Annotated in this window: 14 protein-coding genes; 10 read left to right on the plus strand and 4 right to left on the minus strand. The window is 72.0% G+C overall.

Features of this window, described 5'->3' with window-relative positions:
• Positions 1-45: 45 nt before the first annotated feature.
• Both AB1K56_RS06450 and AB1K56_RS06455 read left to right on the plus strand, forming a co-directional pair.
• Positions 46-2,655, plus strand: a complete 2,610-nt coding sequence (locus AB1K56_RS06450) for a MinD/ParA family protein (protein ID WP_371204980.1) — start codon at positions 46-48, stop codon at positions 2,653-2,655.
• Entirely contained in the window at positions 2,652-3,143 is a 492-nt protein-coding gene (locus AB1K56_RS06455; protein WP_371204981.1) for a peptide deformylase, read from the plus strand. Before AB1K56_RS06450 ends, AB1K56_RS06455 begins: the two co-directional genes overlap by 4 nt.
• A 423-nt stretch (positions 3,144-3,566) precedes the next feature.
• Here the strand turns inward: AB1K56_RS06455 and AB1K56_RS06460 are convergent, their stop codons facing one another.
• Positions 3,567-5,393 carry a long-chain fatty acid--CoA ligase gene (locus tag AB1K56_RS06460; protein WP_371204982.1) on the minus strand — a complete coding sequence of 609 codons (1,827 nt, stop codon included), beginning with the start codon at positions 5,391-5,393 and terminating at the stop codon, positions 3,567-3,569.
• Between the two features lie 152 nt (positions 5,394-5,545).
• Here AB1K56_RS06460 and AB1K56_RS06465 point away from each other — a divergent pair, with 152 nt between their 5' ends.
• The 3 genes from AB1K56_RS06465 to AB1K56_RS06475 are packed head-to-tail and all read left to right on the plus strand — an operon-like array spanning position 5,546 to position 8,544.
• Positions 5,546-6,481, plus strand: coding sequence for an ROK family glucokinase (locus AB1K56_RS06465; protein ID WP_264630641.1), 936 nt, complete (start codon positions 5,546-5,548; stop codon positions 6,479-6,481).
• A 2-nt stretch (positions 6,482-6,483) separates the two neighbouring features.
• On the plus strand, positions 6,484-7,197 hold the full coding sequence (locus AB1K56_RS06470) for a 1-acyl-sn-glycerol-3-phosphate acyltransferase (RefSeq protein ID WP_136587753.1): 714 nt from the start codon (positions 6,484-6,486) through the stop codon (positions 7,195-7,197).
• 9 nt (positions 7,198-7,206) lie between these two features.
• Positions 7,207-8,544: a class II 3-deoxy-7-phosphoheptulonate synthase gene (locus tag AB1K56_RS06475; protein WP_136587752.1), complete on the plus strand. Its 1,338-nt coding sequence runs from the start codon at positions 7,207-7,209 to the stop codon at positions 8,542-8,544.
• 208 nt (positions 8,545-8,752) lie between these two features.
• Here AB1K56_RS06475 and pknB read toward each other — a convergent pair whose 3' ends face one another.
• Together pknB and AB1K56_RS06485 are read right to left on the minus strand one after the other, a co-directional pair.
• Positions 8,753-10,705 carry a Stk1 family PASTA domain-containing Ser/Thr kinase gene (pknB, locus tag AB1K56_RS06480; RefSeq protein WP_371204983.1) on the minus strand — a complete coding sequence of 651 codons (1,953 nt, stop codon included), beginning with the start codon at positions 10,703-10,705 and terminating at the stop codon, positions 8,753-8,755.
• A 60-nt stretch (positions 10,706-10,765) separates the two neighbouring features.
• Positions 10,766-11,791, minus strand: a complete 1,026-nt coding sequence (locus tag AB1K56_RS06485) for a LysM peptidoglycan-binding domain-containing protein (protein WP_371204984.1) — start codon at positions 11,789-11,791, stop codon at positions 10,766-10,768.
• A gap of 158 nt (positions 11,792-11,949) precedes the next feature.
• Between AB1K56_RS06485 and AB1K56_RS06490 the strand changes: the two genes are divergently transcribed.
• The gene (locus AB1K56_RS06490) at positions 11,950-12,294 is read left to right on the plus strand and encodes an Rv2175c family DNA-binding protein (protein WP_136587749.1); all 345 of its coding nucleotides are present in this window, start codon (positions 11,950-11,952) and stop codon (positions 12,292-12,294) included.
• Between the two features lie 60 nt (positions 12,295-12,354).
• Here AB1K56_RS06490 and AB1K56_RS06495 read toward each other — a convergent pair whose 3' ends face one another.
• Positions 12,355-13,434 carry a polyprenyl synthetase family protein gene (locus AB1K56_RS06495; RefSeq protein ID WP_371204985.1) on the minus strand — a complete coding sequence of 360 codons (1,080 nt, stop codon included), beginning with the start codon at positions 13,432-13,434 and terminating at the stop codon, positions 12,355-12,357.
• Positions 13,435-13,498: 64 nt separating this feature from the next.
• Between AB1K56_RS06495 and AB1K56_RS06500 the strand changes: the two genes are divergently transcribed.
• The 4 genes from AB1K56_RS06500 (at position 13,499) to AB1K56_RS06515 (ending at position 16,402) form a co-directional block, all read left to right on the plus strand.
• Positions 13,499-13,879 (plus strand): DUF3040 domain-containing protein, encoded by a 381-nt coding sequence (locus AB1K56_RS06500; protein WP_371204986.1) that lies wholly within the window; start codon positions 13,499-13,501, stop codon positions 13,877-13,879.
• A gap of 424 nt (positions 13,880-14,303) precedes the next feature.
• A complete protein-coding gene (gene mraZ / locus AB1K56_RS06505; protein WP_264630642.1) occupies positions 14,304-14,735 on the plus strand; it encodes a division/cell wall cluster transcriptional repressor MraZ in 432 nt (143 codons plus the stop codon).
• 99 nt (positions 14,736-14,834) lie between these two features.
• Positions 14,835-15,788, plus strand: a complete 954-nt coding sequence (gene rsmH / locus AB1K56_RS06510) for a 16S rRNA (cytosine(1402)-N(4))-methyltransferase RsmH (RefSeq protein WP_371204987.1) — start codon at positions 14,835-14,837, stop codon at positions 15,786-15,788.
• On the plus strand, positions 15,785-16,402 hold the full coding sequence (locus tag AB1K56_RS06515; RefSeq protein WP_371204988.1) for a hypothetical protein: 618 nt from the start codon (positions 15,785-15,787) through the stop codon (positions 16,400-16,402). Before rsmH ends, AB1K56_RS06515 begins: the two co-directional genes overlap by 4 nt.
• Positions 16,403-16,407: the final 5 nt, after the last annotated feature.

Raw genomic sequence — 16,407 nt, forward strand, 5'->3', positions numbered from 1 at the left:
CTGGGAGGGGGCGCTTTCGCGCCCTCTTCCCGTTTGGAGACTGCAGTGACCCCCGACCGCACCGACGCGAACCCCGACGAGAACGCCGAGCACGGCGTGCTCGACGAGAGCGGGAACCTCGACACGGCCAGCATCACCATCCTCGGTGGACACATCGCGCAGGTCAGTGTCGACCTGCCGGTGGCCGACGACGACGACCTCGACGACGACGTGATCGAGGACGAGATCCCCTTCGACGACGCCGACATCGCCGCCCTCGACGCTCCGTACCCGCACCGTGACCCGGCCGAGGTCAAGGCGGCCGAGATCGAGGCCGACGAGATCGAGGCCGGCGAGGTCGACGTGCTCGACACCGACGAGATCATCCTCGAACCCCACCCCGAGGCGCCGTCCGCCGACATCCACGACGACCACGAGGTGCACGACGCCGACGTCCTCGACGACACCGAGACCGACGGCGCCGAGACCGACGACGCCGACGCGGGTGTCGCGGAGGCCGGAGCCGCGGACGCCGAGACCGACGTGGACCTCGAGACGGATGCGGATGCCGAGACGCCCGCGCCGGAGCACGACGACGCCGAGAGCGACGAGGTCGACTCCGCTCGAGGCGAAGACCCGGACGCGCACGACGCTCCCGTGCCCGCATCGGACGACGAGCCGCAGTCCGTGATCGACGTGCGCGCCGATGACGAGCCTCACGCTCCCGTCGAAGACGCTCCGGCGGAAGGTGCCTCCGCGGAGGAGGCTTCCTCGGAGGGTGCTCGCGCTGAGGAGGGCGCGGCGACGGGCCATGTGTCCGCGGACGATGCTCCCGAGGGGCATGGTTCGGCCGAGCACGACGCTTCCCAGTGGGAAGGGGCGGCGGATGATCACGCCGCCGACGACGACGCTCCCGAGGTCACCGCCTCCGCGGTCGACGTCTCCGTCGTCGACGCCCCGGAGGCGGGGGATGACGTCGCAGACAGCGACGTCTCCGACGACGACCGGGCCGACGACCATGTCGCCGAGGATCTGCACGACGCGGAGATCGTGGACGACGTCGAGCTGTTCGAAGCGGACGCCGCCGCTCCGCTCGACGACGCTCCGCTCGACGACGCTCCGCTCGACGACGAGGGGTCTTCTGCCTCCGCCGAGCCGCTCACGCACGCCCCGTGGGTGCCCGCGGAGACGGCCGGAGCCGTTCCGCCCGCGACCTCGGACCAGCACGCCGATGACCAGCACGCGGACGACGCGCCCGCCGACGACGCGGTCGCCGTGGCGGCCATCGACGCCGACGACGCGCCCGCCCCGCATCGTGCCACCGCCCCCGCGCACGACCCCGAGCCTGCGGGAGCGGACGCGGCCGACGCGCCCGCGCCCGTCGACGAGATGGTGCTCACCGCGCGGGTGGCCGAGCCCGCGGCATCCTCCGCCGACGACGCCCGCCCCGCGACGGACACCGCCGGGGACGTTCCCGTCGTGTCGCCCCCGGCGCAGCCCGCCGCGACGGCGACCGGGAGCGTGCCCACCACACGGGCCGAGCGCGCCGCGACCGGCGTCATCGGCACCGTCCCCCTGACCCGCCGCCGCGCGCACCAGGCCGAGGATGCCGCTCGCGCGACCGAGGAGGCCGCGCGCGTCGACCGCGCCCACGCCAAGGAGCGCGTGCGCACGCCCGCGCCCGAGGTGACGCTCACCTCGAAGCGCATCGGGCAGATCGACGACACCCGCGAGAGCTCCGACCTGCTCACCGCGGATCGCCTGCTCGATCCGCGTCAGATCGCCCGTCCCGAGCCCGAGGGGCTGTTCCAGCAGCTCGTCTACTCGGTGTCGCGTCACCGCATCAACCTCGGCGACGGTCGCCGCGCTCGCGAGCGCAAAGAGCTCGATCGCCGCATCGCCGCCCCGCTGAGCGGAGGCGCGCGCTTCGTCCCCGTGCTCTCGCGCAAGGGCGGCGTCGGCAAGACCACCGTCACGTCGCTGCTGGGCATGGCCCTCGCCGACGCGCGCGATGATCGCATCATCGCCGTCGACGCGAACCCCGACCGCGGCACGCTCGCCGACCGCGTCGGCCGACCCAACGGGCGCACGGTGCGCGACCTCGTGCGCGCGCACGACGAGATGGCCGGCTACAACGACGTGTCCTCGATCGTCGCGCGGGATGCCACCCGCCTCGACGTGCTGGCATCCGATGCCGATCCGCGAGTGTCCGAGGCCTTCAGCGACGACGACTACCGCCAGGTCGCCGACGTCGCCGCGCACTACTACTCGATCGTGCTCACCGACACCGGGACCGGGATCGTCCACTCGGTCATGGGTGCCACTCTCGAGCTCGCCGACACCCTGGTGATCGTGGCGGGACTGTCCGTCGACGAGGCGCGACTCGCGTCCGAGACCCTCACGTGGTTGGAGACGAACGGGTACGCGGCCCGCGTCCGCGACGCCGTCGTGGTGCTCAACAACTCCCGGCCGGGAACGCCGCTCGTGCGCGAGAGCGAGTTGGAGGCGCACTTCCGTTCGCGCGTGCGCACCGTCATCCGCATGCCGTACGACGCGCGCATCGCGGCGGGCAGCGCCATCACGTTCCGCGACCTGCAGCCCAGCACGCGGCAGGCGGCGCGCGAGCTCGCAGCCGCGGTCGTCGAGGGCCTGCGCACGCCGGTGGCCGCCGCATGAGCGTGCGTCCGATCCGCCTGTTCGGCGACCCTGTCCTGCGCGCGAAGAGCGCCCCCATCGAGACGATCGACGACGGCATCCGTGCTCTCGTCCGCGACCTGCTTGACACCGTCGAGCTGCCCGGGCGGGCGGGCGTCGCCGCCCCGCAGATCGGCGTCGGGCTGCGGGCCTTCAGCTACAACATCGACGGCAACATCGGGTACGTGCTCAACCCCGTGTTGGTCGAGACCCGCGGCGAGCCCGAGGCGGTGGGGGAGGGCTGCTTGTCCGTCCCCGGCCTGTGGCACGACGCGATCCGGTACCCGTGGGCCAAGGTCGTGGGCATCGACCTCGATGGCCGCGAGGTCGTGCTCGAGGGCGAGGGGCTCCTCGCCCAGGCGCTGCAGCATGAGACGGACCACCTCGACGGGATGCTGTACCTGTCGCGGCTGCCCGCCGAGACCCGCCGCGAGGCGATGCGCCAGGTGCGCGAGAGCGACTGGTTCTGACCCTCGTCGCGCGAGCCGGCGCCTCCGTCGCGCGTCGCGCGGAGGGCGTGCGCCCGCGCGGGTGAGCGGACGGCTCGCGTGCGCGGGTTCTCGCGCGCCGAGCGGGGCGTCGGCGTGTGCGCAAGCTCCGTGATCTGCGCAACCTCCGTCGTGGGGCGGGGTTTCGGGCTGAGGGTGTGCGATCGCTGAGGTTGTGCGCGGGCGTACCCGGCGGGGCGTCGGCGTGTGCGCAAGCTCCGTGATCTGCATAACCTCCGTCACGCGGCGGGGTTTCGGGCTGTGGGTGTGCGAATCGCTGAGGTTGTGCGCGGGCGTCGACGTGTGCGCGCCACGACCCCGCGACGCCGCCGGTCGGCGGGTGCGCGTGCAGACGAAACGGCCCGGCCACCGCGAGCGGGGAACCGGGCCGTTTCGTGCGGCGGCTCAGGGGAGCGACACGTTGGTGGTGTTCACCGGGACGGCGTAGATGTCCTCGATCGCGTCGGCGAAGTCCTTCACGATGACGTTGCGCTTGATGCTCATCTTGGGCGTGAGGTAGCCGCTCGCCTCGGTCCACTCGGTCGCGAGGATCGTGAACTTGCGGATCGACTCCGCGCGCGAGACGCGCGTGTTGGCGCGGTCGATCGCCCCCTGCACCTCGGCGCGCACCTTCTCGTTCGTGCTCGCCTGCTCGAGCGTCATGTCGGCGGGCAGGCCGTTGTTGGCCAGCCACGTCGGCAGCATCTCGGGGTCGAGGGTGACCAGGGCCGCGATGAACGGCTTGTGGTCGCCGACGACGACCACCTGTCCGACGATCGGGTTGGCGCGGATGGGGTCCTCGAGGGCAGCCGGGGCGACGTTCTTGCCGCCCGCGGTGACGATGATCTCCTTCTTGCGACCGGTGATCGCGAGGAAGCCGTCGCTGTCGAAGGCGCCGATGTCGCCCGTCTTGAACCACTCGCCGTCGAAGGCCTCGGCCGTGGCCTCGGGGTTCTGCCAGTACTCGCGGAAGACGTTGATGCCGCGCACCTGGATCTCGCCGTCGTCGGCCAGTCGCACGCCGACGCCGGGGAGCACCGGCCCGACCGTGCCGATCTTCGACTTCGTGGCGAGGTTGACCGTGGCCGGCGCCGTCGTCTCGGTCAGCCCGTAGCCCTCGAGGATGACGACGCCCAGGCTGCGGAAGAAGTGACCCAGCCGCGGGCCGAGCGGGGCCGAACCCGACACGGCGTAGACGACCCGACCGCCCATCGCCTCGCGCAGCTTCGAGTAGACGAGCTTGTCGAACAGGGCGAACTTCAGCTTCAGGCCGAGGGGGATCTTCTTGCCCTCCTGCAGGCGCTGCGAGTGCTCGATCGCGGCGTCGGCGGCGGCGCGGAAGATCTTGCCCTTGCCCCCCGCCTCGGCCTTCTGCTCGGCCGAGTTGTAGACCTTCTCGAACACGCGGGGCACCGCGAGCAGGAAGGTGGGGCGGAAGGTGCCGAGGGCGGGCAGCAGCTGCTTGGTGTCGGGCTGGTGGCCGGTCTTGACGCCGGCGTGCACGTTCAGCAGCGAGATGAACCGGGCGAACACGTGCGCGGTGGTGATGAACAGCAGCGTCGAGGCTCCGGGCGTCTCGACCACCTCGTGCAGGGCCTTGGCGGAGTTGCGCGCGAGCTCGACGAAGTTGCTGTGCACGAGCACGCAGCCCTTGGGGCGGCCCGTCGACCCGGAGGTGTAGATGAGGGTCGCGACATCGCCGGCCTTCGCCAGGCGGCGGCGGCGCTCGATCTCTTCGTCGGTGATGTGCGTCCCGTTCGCGACGAGCGCGTCGAGGGCGCCGGAGTGCATCGCCCACACGTCGCGGACGAGGGGGAGGTCGCTGCGCACCTCGTCGAGGCGCGCGCCGTGCTCGGCGGATTCGAGGACGACGGCGATGGCGCCCGAGTCCGACAGGATCCACGAGATCTGCGAGGGCGAGCTCGTCTCGTACACGGGTACCATCACGGCGCCCGCGTAGAAGAGCGCGAAGTCGACCAGGGTCCAGTCGTAGGTGGTGCGGGCGATGAAGCCCACCTTCTCGCCCGGTTGGATGCCGGCGGCGACGAAGCCCTTGGCGAGGGCGATCACCTGACGCTCGAACTCGGCGGCCGACACGTCGCGCCACCCGCCTGCCTCGGGGACGGCGAACAGCGGCCGGTCGGGCGTCGCGCGCACGCGGTCGGCGAGGAGGTCGGACGCGTTGGCGTCGGGGTCGGCGGGGACGACAGGGGGGAGGTCGAACTGGATCACGGTAACTCCTTTGGCACCGGAAAGAACGTCGAGCGGTCCATCAGTCTATCGGCACGGCTCCCGTGGCCTCGGAGCCGCCCGTCGTTCGCGCGCCGCGCGGCATGGCTAGACTTCTCCGGGCCACCCTCTCGGTCGGCCCGGAAGGGAGCACGGTGCGCAACGTCGGCATCGACATCGGGGGAACGAAGATCGCGGGCGGCGTCGTCGACGACGACGGCACCATCATCGAGAAGCTCCGGGTCGACACCCCCATCGATCCCGCGGCCCTGGTGGATGCGGTGGTCGACATGGCCGATCACCTGCGCCGCGCGCACGAGGTGCACGCCATCGGCGTCGCCGCGGCCGGCTTCATCAGCCGCGACCGCAGCACGGTGATCTACGCGCCCAACATCGACTGGCGCGACGAGCCGCTTCGCGCGCGCCTCGAGCAGCGCCTCGACGCCCCCGTCACGATCGAGAACGACGCGAACGCCGCCGGGTGGGGCGAGTACCGCTTCGGTGCCGGCCGGGGCGTGCGCGACATGGTCATGCTGACGATGGGCACCGGCGTCGGCGGCGCCGTCGTCACCGACGGCGAGCTGTTCCGCGGGGGTCACGGCATCGGCGCCGAGCTCGGGCACATGCGCTTCGTGCGCGGCGGCCACCCCTGCGGGTGCGGTCAGAACGGATGCCTCGAGCAGTACGCCTCGGGACGCGCGCTGCAGCGCGAGGCGAACACGATCGCCGACGAGGGCGGCATCGGCGCGGCGCTGGCGGCGGTGCGCGCCGAGAAGGGCGCCATCCCCGGGCCCGCGGTGTCGCGGCTCGTGCTCGCCGGCGACCCCGGCGCGATCGAGGCCCTGCGCCGCGTCGCGACTGCTCTCGGAGAGGCGTGCGGCGGGTTCCAGGCCGTGCTCGACCCCGAGGTCTTCGTGATCGGCGGGGGAGTGGCGCAACTGGGCGCCGATCTGCTCGAGCCGGTGAAGCTCGCGTACGAGACCTCGCTGCCGGGGTACGGTGAACGTCCGGTCGCGGAATTCGCGATCGCGCGCCTGGGCAACGACGCCGGTCTCATCGGGGTCGCCGACCTCGCCGGGAAGGAGCGCTGACGATGTTCTACTGGCTCATGAAATACGTGGTCATCGGACCGGTCATCAAGGCCGTGTTCCGCCCGTGGATGGTGGGCCGGCGCAACATCCCCGCGGAGGGGGCGGCGATCCTCGCCAGCAACCACCTCTCGTTCTCGGACTCGATCTTCCTTCCGCTCATGATCGATCGCCGCATGGCGTTCCTCGCCAAGAGCGACTACTTCACCGGCAAGGGTCTCAAGGGCTGGGCCACCCGGATGTTCTTCCAGGCGACCGGGCAGCTGCCGATCGACCGTTCGGGGGGCAAGGCCTCGGAGGCGTCGCTGAACACGGGGCTGGGCGTGCTCGGTCGCGGTGAACTGCTCGGGATCTACCCCGAGGGCACCCGCAGCCCCGACGGCACCCTGTACCGCGGGCGCACCGGCATCGCCCGCATGGCGCTCGAGGCCCGTGTTCCGGTCGTCCCCGTCGTGATGGTCGACACCGGCGCCGTGATGCCGATCGGCCAGCGCCTTCCGCGCGTGGGTCGGGTGGGCATCGTCATCGGCGAGCCGCTGGACTTCTCGCGGTTCGAGGGCATGGAGGGCGATCGGTACGTTCTGCGCTCGGTCACCGACGAGATCATGGTCGCTCTGCAGCGCCTCGGCGAGCAGCGCTACGAGGACGTCTACGCCTCCACCGTGAAGGACCGTCTGGCCACCGCGCAGGCGGCGAAGGCGCCGTCGTCGCGCCACTAGACTTCAGGGGTGAATCAGCAGCTCCACGACCTCGACCACTGGCGTTCCCTGCCCATCAAGCAGCAGCCGCAGTGGTATGACGAGGGCGCGGTGGCCGCGGCATCCGCAGAGCTGGCGACCCTCCCGCCGCTGGTCTTCGCCGGCGAGGTCGACATCCTGCGCGATCGTCTCGCTCGTGCCGCCGCCGGCCAGGCGTTCCTGCTCCAGGGCGGTGACTGCGCCGAGACGTTCGCCGGTGCGACCGCCGAGCAGATCCGCAACCGCATCAAGACCGTGCTCCAGATGGCCGTCGTCCTCACCTACGGCGCGTCGATGCCGGTGGTGAAGATGGGCCGCATGGCGGGGCAGTTCGCCAAGCCGCGCTCGAGCGACACCGAGACGCGCGGCGACGTGACGCTGCCCGCCTACCGTGGCGACATCGTCAACGGCTACGACTTCACCGAGGAGTCCCGCAAGGCCGATCCCGCGCGCCTGCTCAAGGGCTACCACACGGCCGCGTCGACCCTGAACCTCATCCGGGCCTTCACGCAGGGCGGCTTCGCCGACCTGCGCGAGGTGCACAGCTGGAACAAGGGCTTCGCCTCGACCCCCGCGAACCAGGCCTACGAGAGCATGGCGACCGAGATCGACCGGGCGATCAAGTTCATGGAGGCCGCCGGCGCCGACTTCGACGAGCTGACGCGCGTCGAGTTCTACACCGGCCATGAGGGCCTGCTCATGGACTACGAACGCCCCATGACCCGCATCGACTCGCGCACGGGCCTGCCGTACAACACCTCGTCGCACTTCCAGTGGATCGGCGAGCGCACGCGCGAGCTCGACGGCGCGCACGTCGACTACTTCTCGAAGATCCGCAACCCGATCGGCGTCAAGCTCGGCCCCACCACGACGCCCGAGACGGCTCTCGCCCTCATCGACAAGCTCGACCCCGAGCGCGAGCCCGGCCGACTGACGTTCATCACGCGCATGGGCGCGGGCAAGATCCGCGACGCCCTGCCGCCGCTGCTCGAGGCCGTGCGCGACTCCGGCGCCACCCCGCTGTGGGTCACCGACCCGATGCACGGCAACGGCATCACCACGCCCACGGGGTACAAGACGCGGCGTTTCGACGACGTGGTCGACGAGGTGCGCGGGTTCTTCGAGGCCCACCGTTCGGTGGGCACGCACCCCGGCGGCATCCACGTCGAGCTCACCGGTGACGACGTCACCGAGTGCCTGGGCGGCTCGGAGCAGATCGACGAGGCGACCCTCGCGACGCGCTACGAGAGCCTGTGCGACCCGCGCCTGAACCACCGGCAGAGCCTGGAGCTGGCGTTCCTCGTGGCCGAGGAGCTCGAGAAGCGCTGACCCGCGTCCCGTCTGCGAGATGCCCCCGACCCGTGCGGTCGGGGGCATCGTCGTCTCCGGGTGCCGGGTGCCGGGTGCCGGGTGCCGGGTGCCGGGCACCGGATGCGGGGCGGATGCCGCGGCCCCGGGCGCGAGCGGGGGCACAGGTGCCGCAAGCCGCTGCCGGCTCCGTGGGCCGCCGACCGCGCTCCCGTCACCGCCGGCCGAACTATAGTGTCGGCGTCAGCGTGATCGTCGAGCCCTGCGGGGCGGTCGTCCCGGCCTTGGGGTTGGTCGCGCGGACCTTGTAGATGTCCCAGTACTTGAAGCCGAGGGGCAGCGTGCCGTCGTCGATGCCGGCGTTCACCTCGAAGCCCAGGGCGTCGAGGGCCGCGACCGCGTCGCGGATCGACATGCCGACGATGTTGCCGGGGATCTCGACGGGCTTGGGACCGATCGACACGCGCAGGGGGACGGTGTCGCCGGGGCGCCAGTTGCCGCCTCCGTCGCGGTCGCCGATGCCGATCACGACACCGGATGCCACGCTGTTGCTGTACTCCTCGGACACGGAGGTCTTCAGGCCCACGCCGTCGAGGGCGCGCTCAGCGGCCGACTGCGACTCTCCCGTGACGTCGGGGATCGGGCCGAGGGAGACGACGAGCGTCGCCGCATCGCCCTCGTAAACGGTGCACCCGTCGGTGCAGGCGAAAGCGTCGCCGCCCGCGCGCGGGATGATCGAGGCGGCCAGGACCGTGCCGTCGGCGGCGTCGGTGAACTGCCGCTCCGGGTCGTCGCCGACGCCGACGTACGCGGCCTGCAGGACGCCGCGGACATCGTCGGCGGAGCGCCCGCTCAAGGCCGGGATGTCGTGGGTGGCCGGTCCGACCGAGACCAGCACGGTCACCACCGTGTTCTTGTCGAGGCGTTCGCCGGGTGCGGGGTCGGAACCCACCGTCGTCCCCGCGGGGATGTCGCGGTCGGTGACGTCCTGGCGCTGGGCCTGCAGCTGCTCCTGCACGAGGAGCGCCTGCGCCTCGTCGAAGCTGCGGTTCGACACGTCGGGGACGGCCACGAGCGAGCCCGGTCCCGACCCGAAATACCATCCGGTGAATCCGGCGCCGCCGGCCAGCAGCAGCACGATGACGAGGATCCACGCGCCGCGCGCCGTCCGGCGGCGGGTGCGGGCGCGCAGGCGCGCGGCGTTGTCGGTTTCGTCGACCGTCGCGGACGGCACCGCCGCGGTCTGCGGGAGGACCTTCGTGAGCTCGCGCGACTCCGCGGGGGAGGCGGAGCCCGCCGTGCCCACCGAGACCGCGCGGGCGACCTGGGGGGCGAGACCGAGATCCTTCTCGACGGCGCGGAGGCGCTCGAGCATCGCGGCCGCGTCGACCGGCCGGTCATCGGGCTCGCGCTCGGTGGCCCACAGCACCAGCTCGTCGAGCTGCTCGGGGACGGAGGGGTTCTTCGCGCTCGGGCGCGGGACGGAGTCGGTGGCGTGCTGGTAGGCGATCTGCATCGGCTGCTCGCCCTTGTAGGGCTGCTCTCCCGCGAGCATCTCGTAGAGCATGATGCCGAGCGAGTAGATGTCGCTGCGGGCGTCGGCGGTGCCGCGCGTGACCAGCTCGGGTGCGAGGTAGGCGATGGTGCCCATGAGCTGGGCGCCGCTGGCGGTGTTGGCGGTCGTCGCGCGGGCGAGGCCGAAGTCGCCGATCTTGATGCGGCCGTCTTCCGCGAGCAGGACGTTCTCGGGCTTGACGTCTCGGTGGACGATGCCCGCCCGGTGGGCGGCGGCGAGCCCCGAGAGGATGGCATCCATGATCGTCAGCGTCTGGTCGACGGTGAGCCGCCGGTGTTCGCGGAGCAGCTCGCGCAGCGTGATCCCGGGGAGGTACTCCATCACCAGATAGGCCATCTCGCCGTCCTGGCCCTGGTCGAACACGTTGACCACGTGCGGGTCGCTCAGGCGGGCGGCCGAGCGGGCCTCCTGGATGAACCGGCTCTGGAACACGGTGTCGTCGCTGAGGTGGCCGTGCATGACCTTGAGCGCGACACGACGCTCGAGGCGCAGGTCGGTCGCGACGTACACGGTCGCCATGCCGCCGCGCGCGATGCGCGCGCGCACCCGGTACCGGCCGTCGACGAGACGGCCGATCAGCGGGTCTGCCTGCTGACTCGTGCTCACGTGTCGAGTCTACGGACGGCCCCCTGTGAGCCCGGGCAACGGCTCACCGCCATCCGGGCTTCAACCGAGAACCGCGAGCCACGTGGTCGCGGGCTGCTCCCACTGCGCGTAGCGGTCGGGGTAGGCCGAGATCTGCACCGCCTGCGCCGCGTCGGGGTAGGGCAGCGTCTCCCAGCCGGGGATGTCGAGCAGGCCGCGGGTCGCGGCTCCGTTGGGGTCGCCCGCTCCGCCGTAGAACACGCGGGTGGAGCGTTCGGGGTCGCGGATCTGCTCGGGCGTGCCCCATCCGGCGCTCGGGCGCTGCTGGAAGAGCCCGAGCGAGTCGCGATCCCCCCAGTCGAGGTTGCGCAGCCACGATTCCTGCATCGCGGTGCCGAGGGCGATCACGATGCCGCGATCGGAGACACCGAGTTCTCGTCCGACGCGGATGATCAGGCGCGCGTTCTCGCTCTGCTCGGCATCGAGACCGGGGGCGGTGGCTGCCGGGAGGGCGGCGGGCGCGGGCGCGCCCGAGTCGGTGCCGGAGGGGATCCGCAGGATGTCGCCGGGGTAGATGATCGACGCGCGCGTGAGGCCGTTGGCCGAGAGCACCGCGTCGAGCGACACCCCGTTCGCCCGCGCGATCGCCGAGACGGTGTCTCCGGGTCGCACCTCGTGCGTCGTCGTCGCGGGGGCCGGGGCGGGTGCCGGGGCCGGGGCGGTCGGGGCGGCGGCCGCGGCGGTGAGGGCGAGCACCTGCCCGGGGCGGATCATCGCGTCGGCGCCGAGGCCGTTCGCCGCGGCGACGGCGGCGGGATCGAGGCCGCGCGCGCGGGCGATGGCCCACACCGTGTCTCCCGGCTGCACGGTGTAGGTCGAGGCGGTCACCGCGGTCGCGACGGCCTTCGCAACCGCGATCGGAGCGCCGACCGTGCGCGGCACGGGCGGAGTCGTCGTCAGGGCGGGGGCGGGGGGAGCCGCGTGCGCGGCGCTCTCGCCCGTCAGCGACAGGGCGATCGTGCCGGCGACGGCGGCCGGCCAGACCGCGGCGGCGGGCCAGGCGCTCGAGCGGCGCGCGGGCAGGGGGGACAGCGTGAGTCGTCTCATGGTGGGGGATTCCGTTCTTCCGACTGCCCGACACCGTGACACGCGGGGTGACGGATGTCAACGTATGAGGCGGATGTGACGGATGTGACGGGTGTGAACACACGAGCGGAACCCCGCCACGGCGAGGACGCCGGGCCGGCGGATGAGATCATGGCATCGTGACCGACACGACCCGTTACGAGACCGACTGGCTGACGATCCCCGATCTGGTGGAGCTCCTCGACGAGCCCCTCGGGCGCGTGCGCCGCCTCATCGACGAGAACTACCTCGTGGGCTCGCGCCGCGACGGCGTGTTCAAGGTCCCCGCGGTCTTCCTCGCCGAGGGGCGGCCGCTGCCTGCGCTGCGCGGCACGATCATCGTGCTGCACGACGCGGGCTTCGACCCCGACGAGACGATCGACTGGCTCCTCACCCCCGAGGACACCATCGGCGTCGCACCGATCGAGGCGCTCCTCGCCGGCCGCAAGAGCGAGGTGCGCCGCGTCGCGGCGACCCTGGCCTGAGCCCTCGCGGCGGCAGCGCACCGCCGCTTCCCGTGACCGGGAGGCCGGGCGGACGGTCGCTCAGGCGGTGCGCTGCGTCGCGGCCCGCGCGAGCTCGCGCAGCTCGGCGACCGCGGAGGCTCCGAGGGGAGTGTCCGCGAGCGCCTCGTCGGCTCGGCGGGCGTAGTCCGCGATCAGCTCCTCCGTGCGTCGGAGAGCGCCGGTGTCGACGATGGTGCGCTGCAGGATGCCGATCTGCTCCGTGTCCAGCGCCGGATCGCCGAGTCGTTCGTCGACGCGTCGCCGGTCCTCCGGCGACAGCTGCTCGCGCGCGTAGGCGACGAGCACGGTGCGCTTGCCCTCGCGCAGGTCGTCGCCGACGGGCTTCCCGGTCTCGGCGGTGTCGCCGAACACCCCGAGCACGTCGTCGCGGAGCTGGAACGCCATCCCCACGTCGTGGCCGAAGCGCCCGAGGGCGTCGAGCTGCGCGGCATCCGCTCCCGCGAGGGCCGCGCCGATCTGCAGGGGCTGCTGGATGCTGTACCGCGCCGACTTGTAGGAGGCCACCCGCAGGGCGCGGTCGGCGTGCGTGTCGTCGGGGTAGACGGTGTAGGCCGACTCCTCGGCGACGTCGAGGAACTGCCCGATCGTGACGTCGCGACGCATCTGCGCGTACGCGCGTCGCGTCGCGGCGGCGGTGGAGGAGTCGGCGAGACCCTCCTCGAGGAGATCGTCGCTCCAGGCGACGAGCAGGTCTCCGAGCAGGATCGCGCCCGAGCGTCCGAACGCGTCGGAGTCGCCGGTCCATCCGGCGTCGCGGTGACTGCTCTGCAGCGTCCGGTGAGCGGACGGCTGCCCGCGCCGGGTGTCGGAATTGTCCACGAGATCGTCGTGCACGAGAGCGGCGGCGTGGAAGACCTCGAGCGCCGTCGCGACCGTCAGCGCCGCGTCGTCGAAGCGGGTCTCACCGCCCGCGACGGCGTGCCATCCGGTGAGGCAGAACCGCGCGCGGAGGCGCTTGCCGCCCCGGAGGGCGGAGGCTCCGGCGCGGGTGAGTTCTTCGGCCTCGGGACCCAGCGCGGAGGCGTACGATAGCTGTTCGGAGAGGAACTTGTCGAGTCGCTGGGAAACAGCTTCGATCGGTTCCGGGGAGGTCGTCACGGGCCTAGCCTAGTGATCCACGCCGCACGTAGAATCGTCCGCACCACACCATAGAGGGGGATGCATGCCACTCTCCGAACAGGAGCAGCGCCTGCTTGATGAGATGGAACGCCATCTCATGAGTAACGACACCGATGTCGTCTCCGCTCCCAGTCGCGCCCTCAGCTACCGCAACATCGTCCTCGGCTCGATCCTCGTGCTCGCCGGTCTCGGCGCGCTCGTGGTGGGTGTGTCGATCGGGTTCACCACGGGTGTCCTCGGCATCGCGGTCGGTGTGCTCGGCTTCCTCCTCATGGTCGGCGGCGTCGTCTTCGCCGTGACGCCGACGCGCGGGTCCGCTCCCGCGGCGCCGCGCGCGGCCAAGCCCCGCGCCGGTCGCGCCTCGGGCTCGTCCTTCATGGATCGCATGAACGACCGCTGGGATCGCCGCAACGACCAGCGCTGACCCGCACTCGGCTTCTTCAGAACACCGGCTCTTCGGAGCCGGTGTTTTTTTGTGCCCGGATGCCGCCCGCCGGCGGGGACGCCGGCCGGGAGGCGTTCGGGCCCGCGCGTTTGCGACCCTGGCGCGTTCCGCTCTCCGGGACACGCCCCCGCGACCCGGTCGATGATCTGAGCCCCACCGCCCCTCCGCCCCGCTCGGGCGCCGCGGCATCCCTCCCTTTTCCTCCACCGACGGCGTCGCTCGGGGGTCGCGGCGCCCGGCGGGCCCGGAATTCCGCGGTGGTCGGGGGGTGCGGAATCTGCCGGGCGCACAGTACACGGGGGAGCCCCCGCCCAGAAGTCCCCTGTTTTCGATAGCGAAGTGGAGGGTGGTGGAGTAAAGTGGGGAAAACTTCGCAGGCCGGACGAAGGGGGTGGACGCCCGAATGCTGCTCGGCACGCACACTCCCAAGCTCGACGACAAGGGCCGCGTCATCCTGCCCGCGAAGTTCCGTGACGACCTCGGCGCCGGAGTGGTGATCACCCGGGGGCAGGACCGCTGCCTCTACGTGTTCAGCACCGAGGAGTTCGAGCGCGTGCACGAGCGGATCCGCGAGGCGCCGCTCAGCAACAAGCAGGCCCGCGACTTCCTGCGCATGTTCCTCTCGGGGGCCAGCGCCGAGAAGCCCGACAGCCAGAACCGCATCACCGTTCCGCCCGCGCTGCGCTCCTACGCCGGTCTCGGCCGGGAGCTCGTGGTCACCGGCGTGGGAGCCCACGCGGAGATCTGGGACGCCGAGGCGTGGAACGCCTACGCGGAGAGCAATGAAGAGACGTACGCCGAGATGGAGCAGGAGGTGATCCCGGGACTGTTCTGACCCTCCGGCTGTGATGCCCAGCCGCACGCCCTGTCACACTTCCCCGGTGCCAGGTCGATGCGGGTGGGGATCAGAGCCGAAGGATCGGCCCCGATCATCATGGACATCCGCGACATCCACACCCCCGTCCTCCTCGAGCGCTGCGCCGAGCTGCTCGGGCCCGCTCTGCACAAGCCCGGCTCCGTCTTCGTCGACGGGACGCTCGGCATGGGCGGGCACTCCGAGGCCTTCCTCGAGCGCTTCCCGAACACGCGCCTGATCGGTCTCGACCGCGACACCGACGCCCTGCGCATCGCGGGGGAGCGGCTCGCGCGCTTCGGCGATCGCGTCACCCTCGTGCACACCGTCTACGACGGCATCGCCGAGGCCGTGGCCTCCGCCGGTGTCGACACGGTCGACGGCATCCTGTTCGACCTCGGCGTCTCGTCGCTGCAGCTCGACGTGGCGGACCGCGGGTTCGCCTACGCCCAGGACGCCCCCCTCGACATGCGCATGGATCAGACGACCGGGGTCACCGCCGCCGAGGTGCTCGCCACCTATGGCGAAGGCGACCTGCGCCGGATCTTCGAGCGGTACGGCGAAGAGAAGCTCGCCGGCCGCTACGCGCGGGCGATCATTGCGGCACGCCAGCAGGCGCCCCTCGAGCGCTCCGGTCAGCTCGTCGACGTGCTGCAGGCCGCGACCCCGGCCGCGGTGCTGCGCGAGCGGCACCCCGCCAAGCGCGTGTTCCAGGCGCTGCGCATCGAGGTCAACGCCGAACTGTCGGTGCTCGAGCGCACCATCCCGGCCGCCCTCGGCGTGCTCGGCGTCGGCGGGCGCATCGTCGTGCTGTCGTACCAGTCGCTCGAAGACCGCCTGGTCAAGCGCGTGTTCGCCGAGGCCTCGACCTCCACCGCCCCGCGCGGACTTCCCGTCGAACTGCCCGAGCACGCGCCGACCTTCCGGCTGCTCGTGCGCGGGGCCGAACTGGCGAGCGACGACGAACGAGCGGCCAACCCCCGTGCCACCCCCGTGCGCCTGCGCGCGGCCGAGAGGATCAAGGAGGACGCATGAGCGCATCCCCGGCCATCGACCCCCGGATCACCGCCCCCGACCGGTCGACGCCCGCGCGCGAGCGTCGCCTCACCGCCGTACCGACGACGGCCCGTCGCCGCGCCCCGCGCCGGCTGTTCGGCGTCATCGCCGTCGCGGGGGCGCTGACGATCGTGCTCGTGCAGATGGGGCTCGGCATCCTCACCACCCAGAGCTCGTTCGAGATCGCCGCGCTCACGCAGCAGCAGCGCGACCTGACGTACCAGAAGCAGATCCTGAACGACGAGAGCGCGGGCCTCAGCTCGCCGCAGTACCTGGCGGCGAACGCGGCCGCGCTCGGCATGGTCATCGACGAGTCGCCCACCTACCTGCGCCTGAGCGACGGGGCCGTGATCGGCTCGGGCAAGCCGGCGGACACGACCTCGTCGGTGGATGCCATGGGCCGCGGCTCCGTGCGCAACGCCCTCATCGCGGGGGTCCCCCTGGTGACCGACCCGTCCGCGGCGACCACCGAGACGGGGGCGGCGGCGACGCCCGCGCCCGCGGCTCCCGCGCCGGACGCGACGACCGGAACCGCCGAATCGACGACACCCCCGTCGATCAGCGACGGTCTGCCGACTCCCGCGACACGATGAGAGCC

The sequence above is a fragment of the Microbacterium sp. BWR-S6Y genome, from assembly GCF_041379845.1.
GTDB lineage: Bacteria > Actinomycetota > Actinomycetes > Actinomycetales > Microbacteriaceae > Microbacterium > Microbacterium hydrothermale.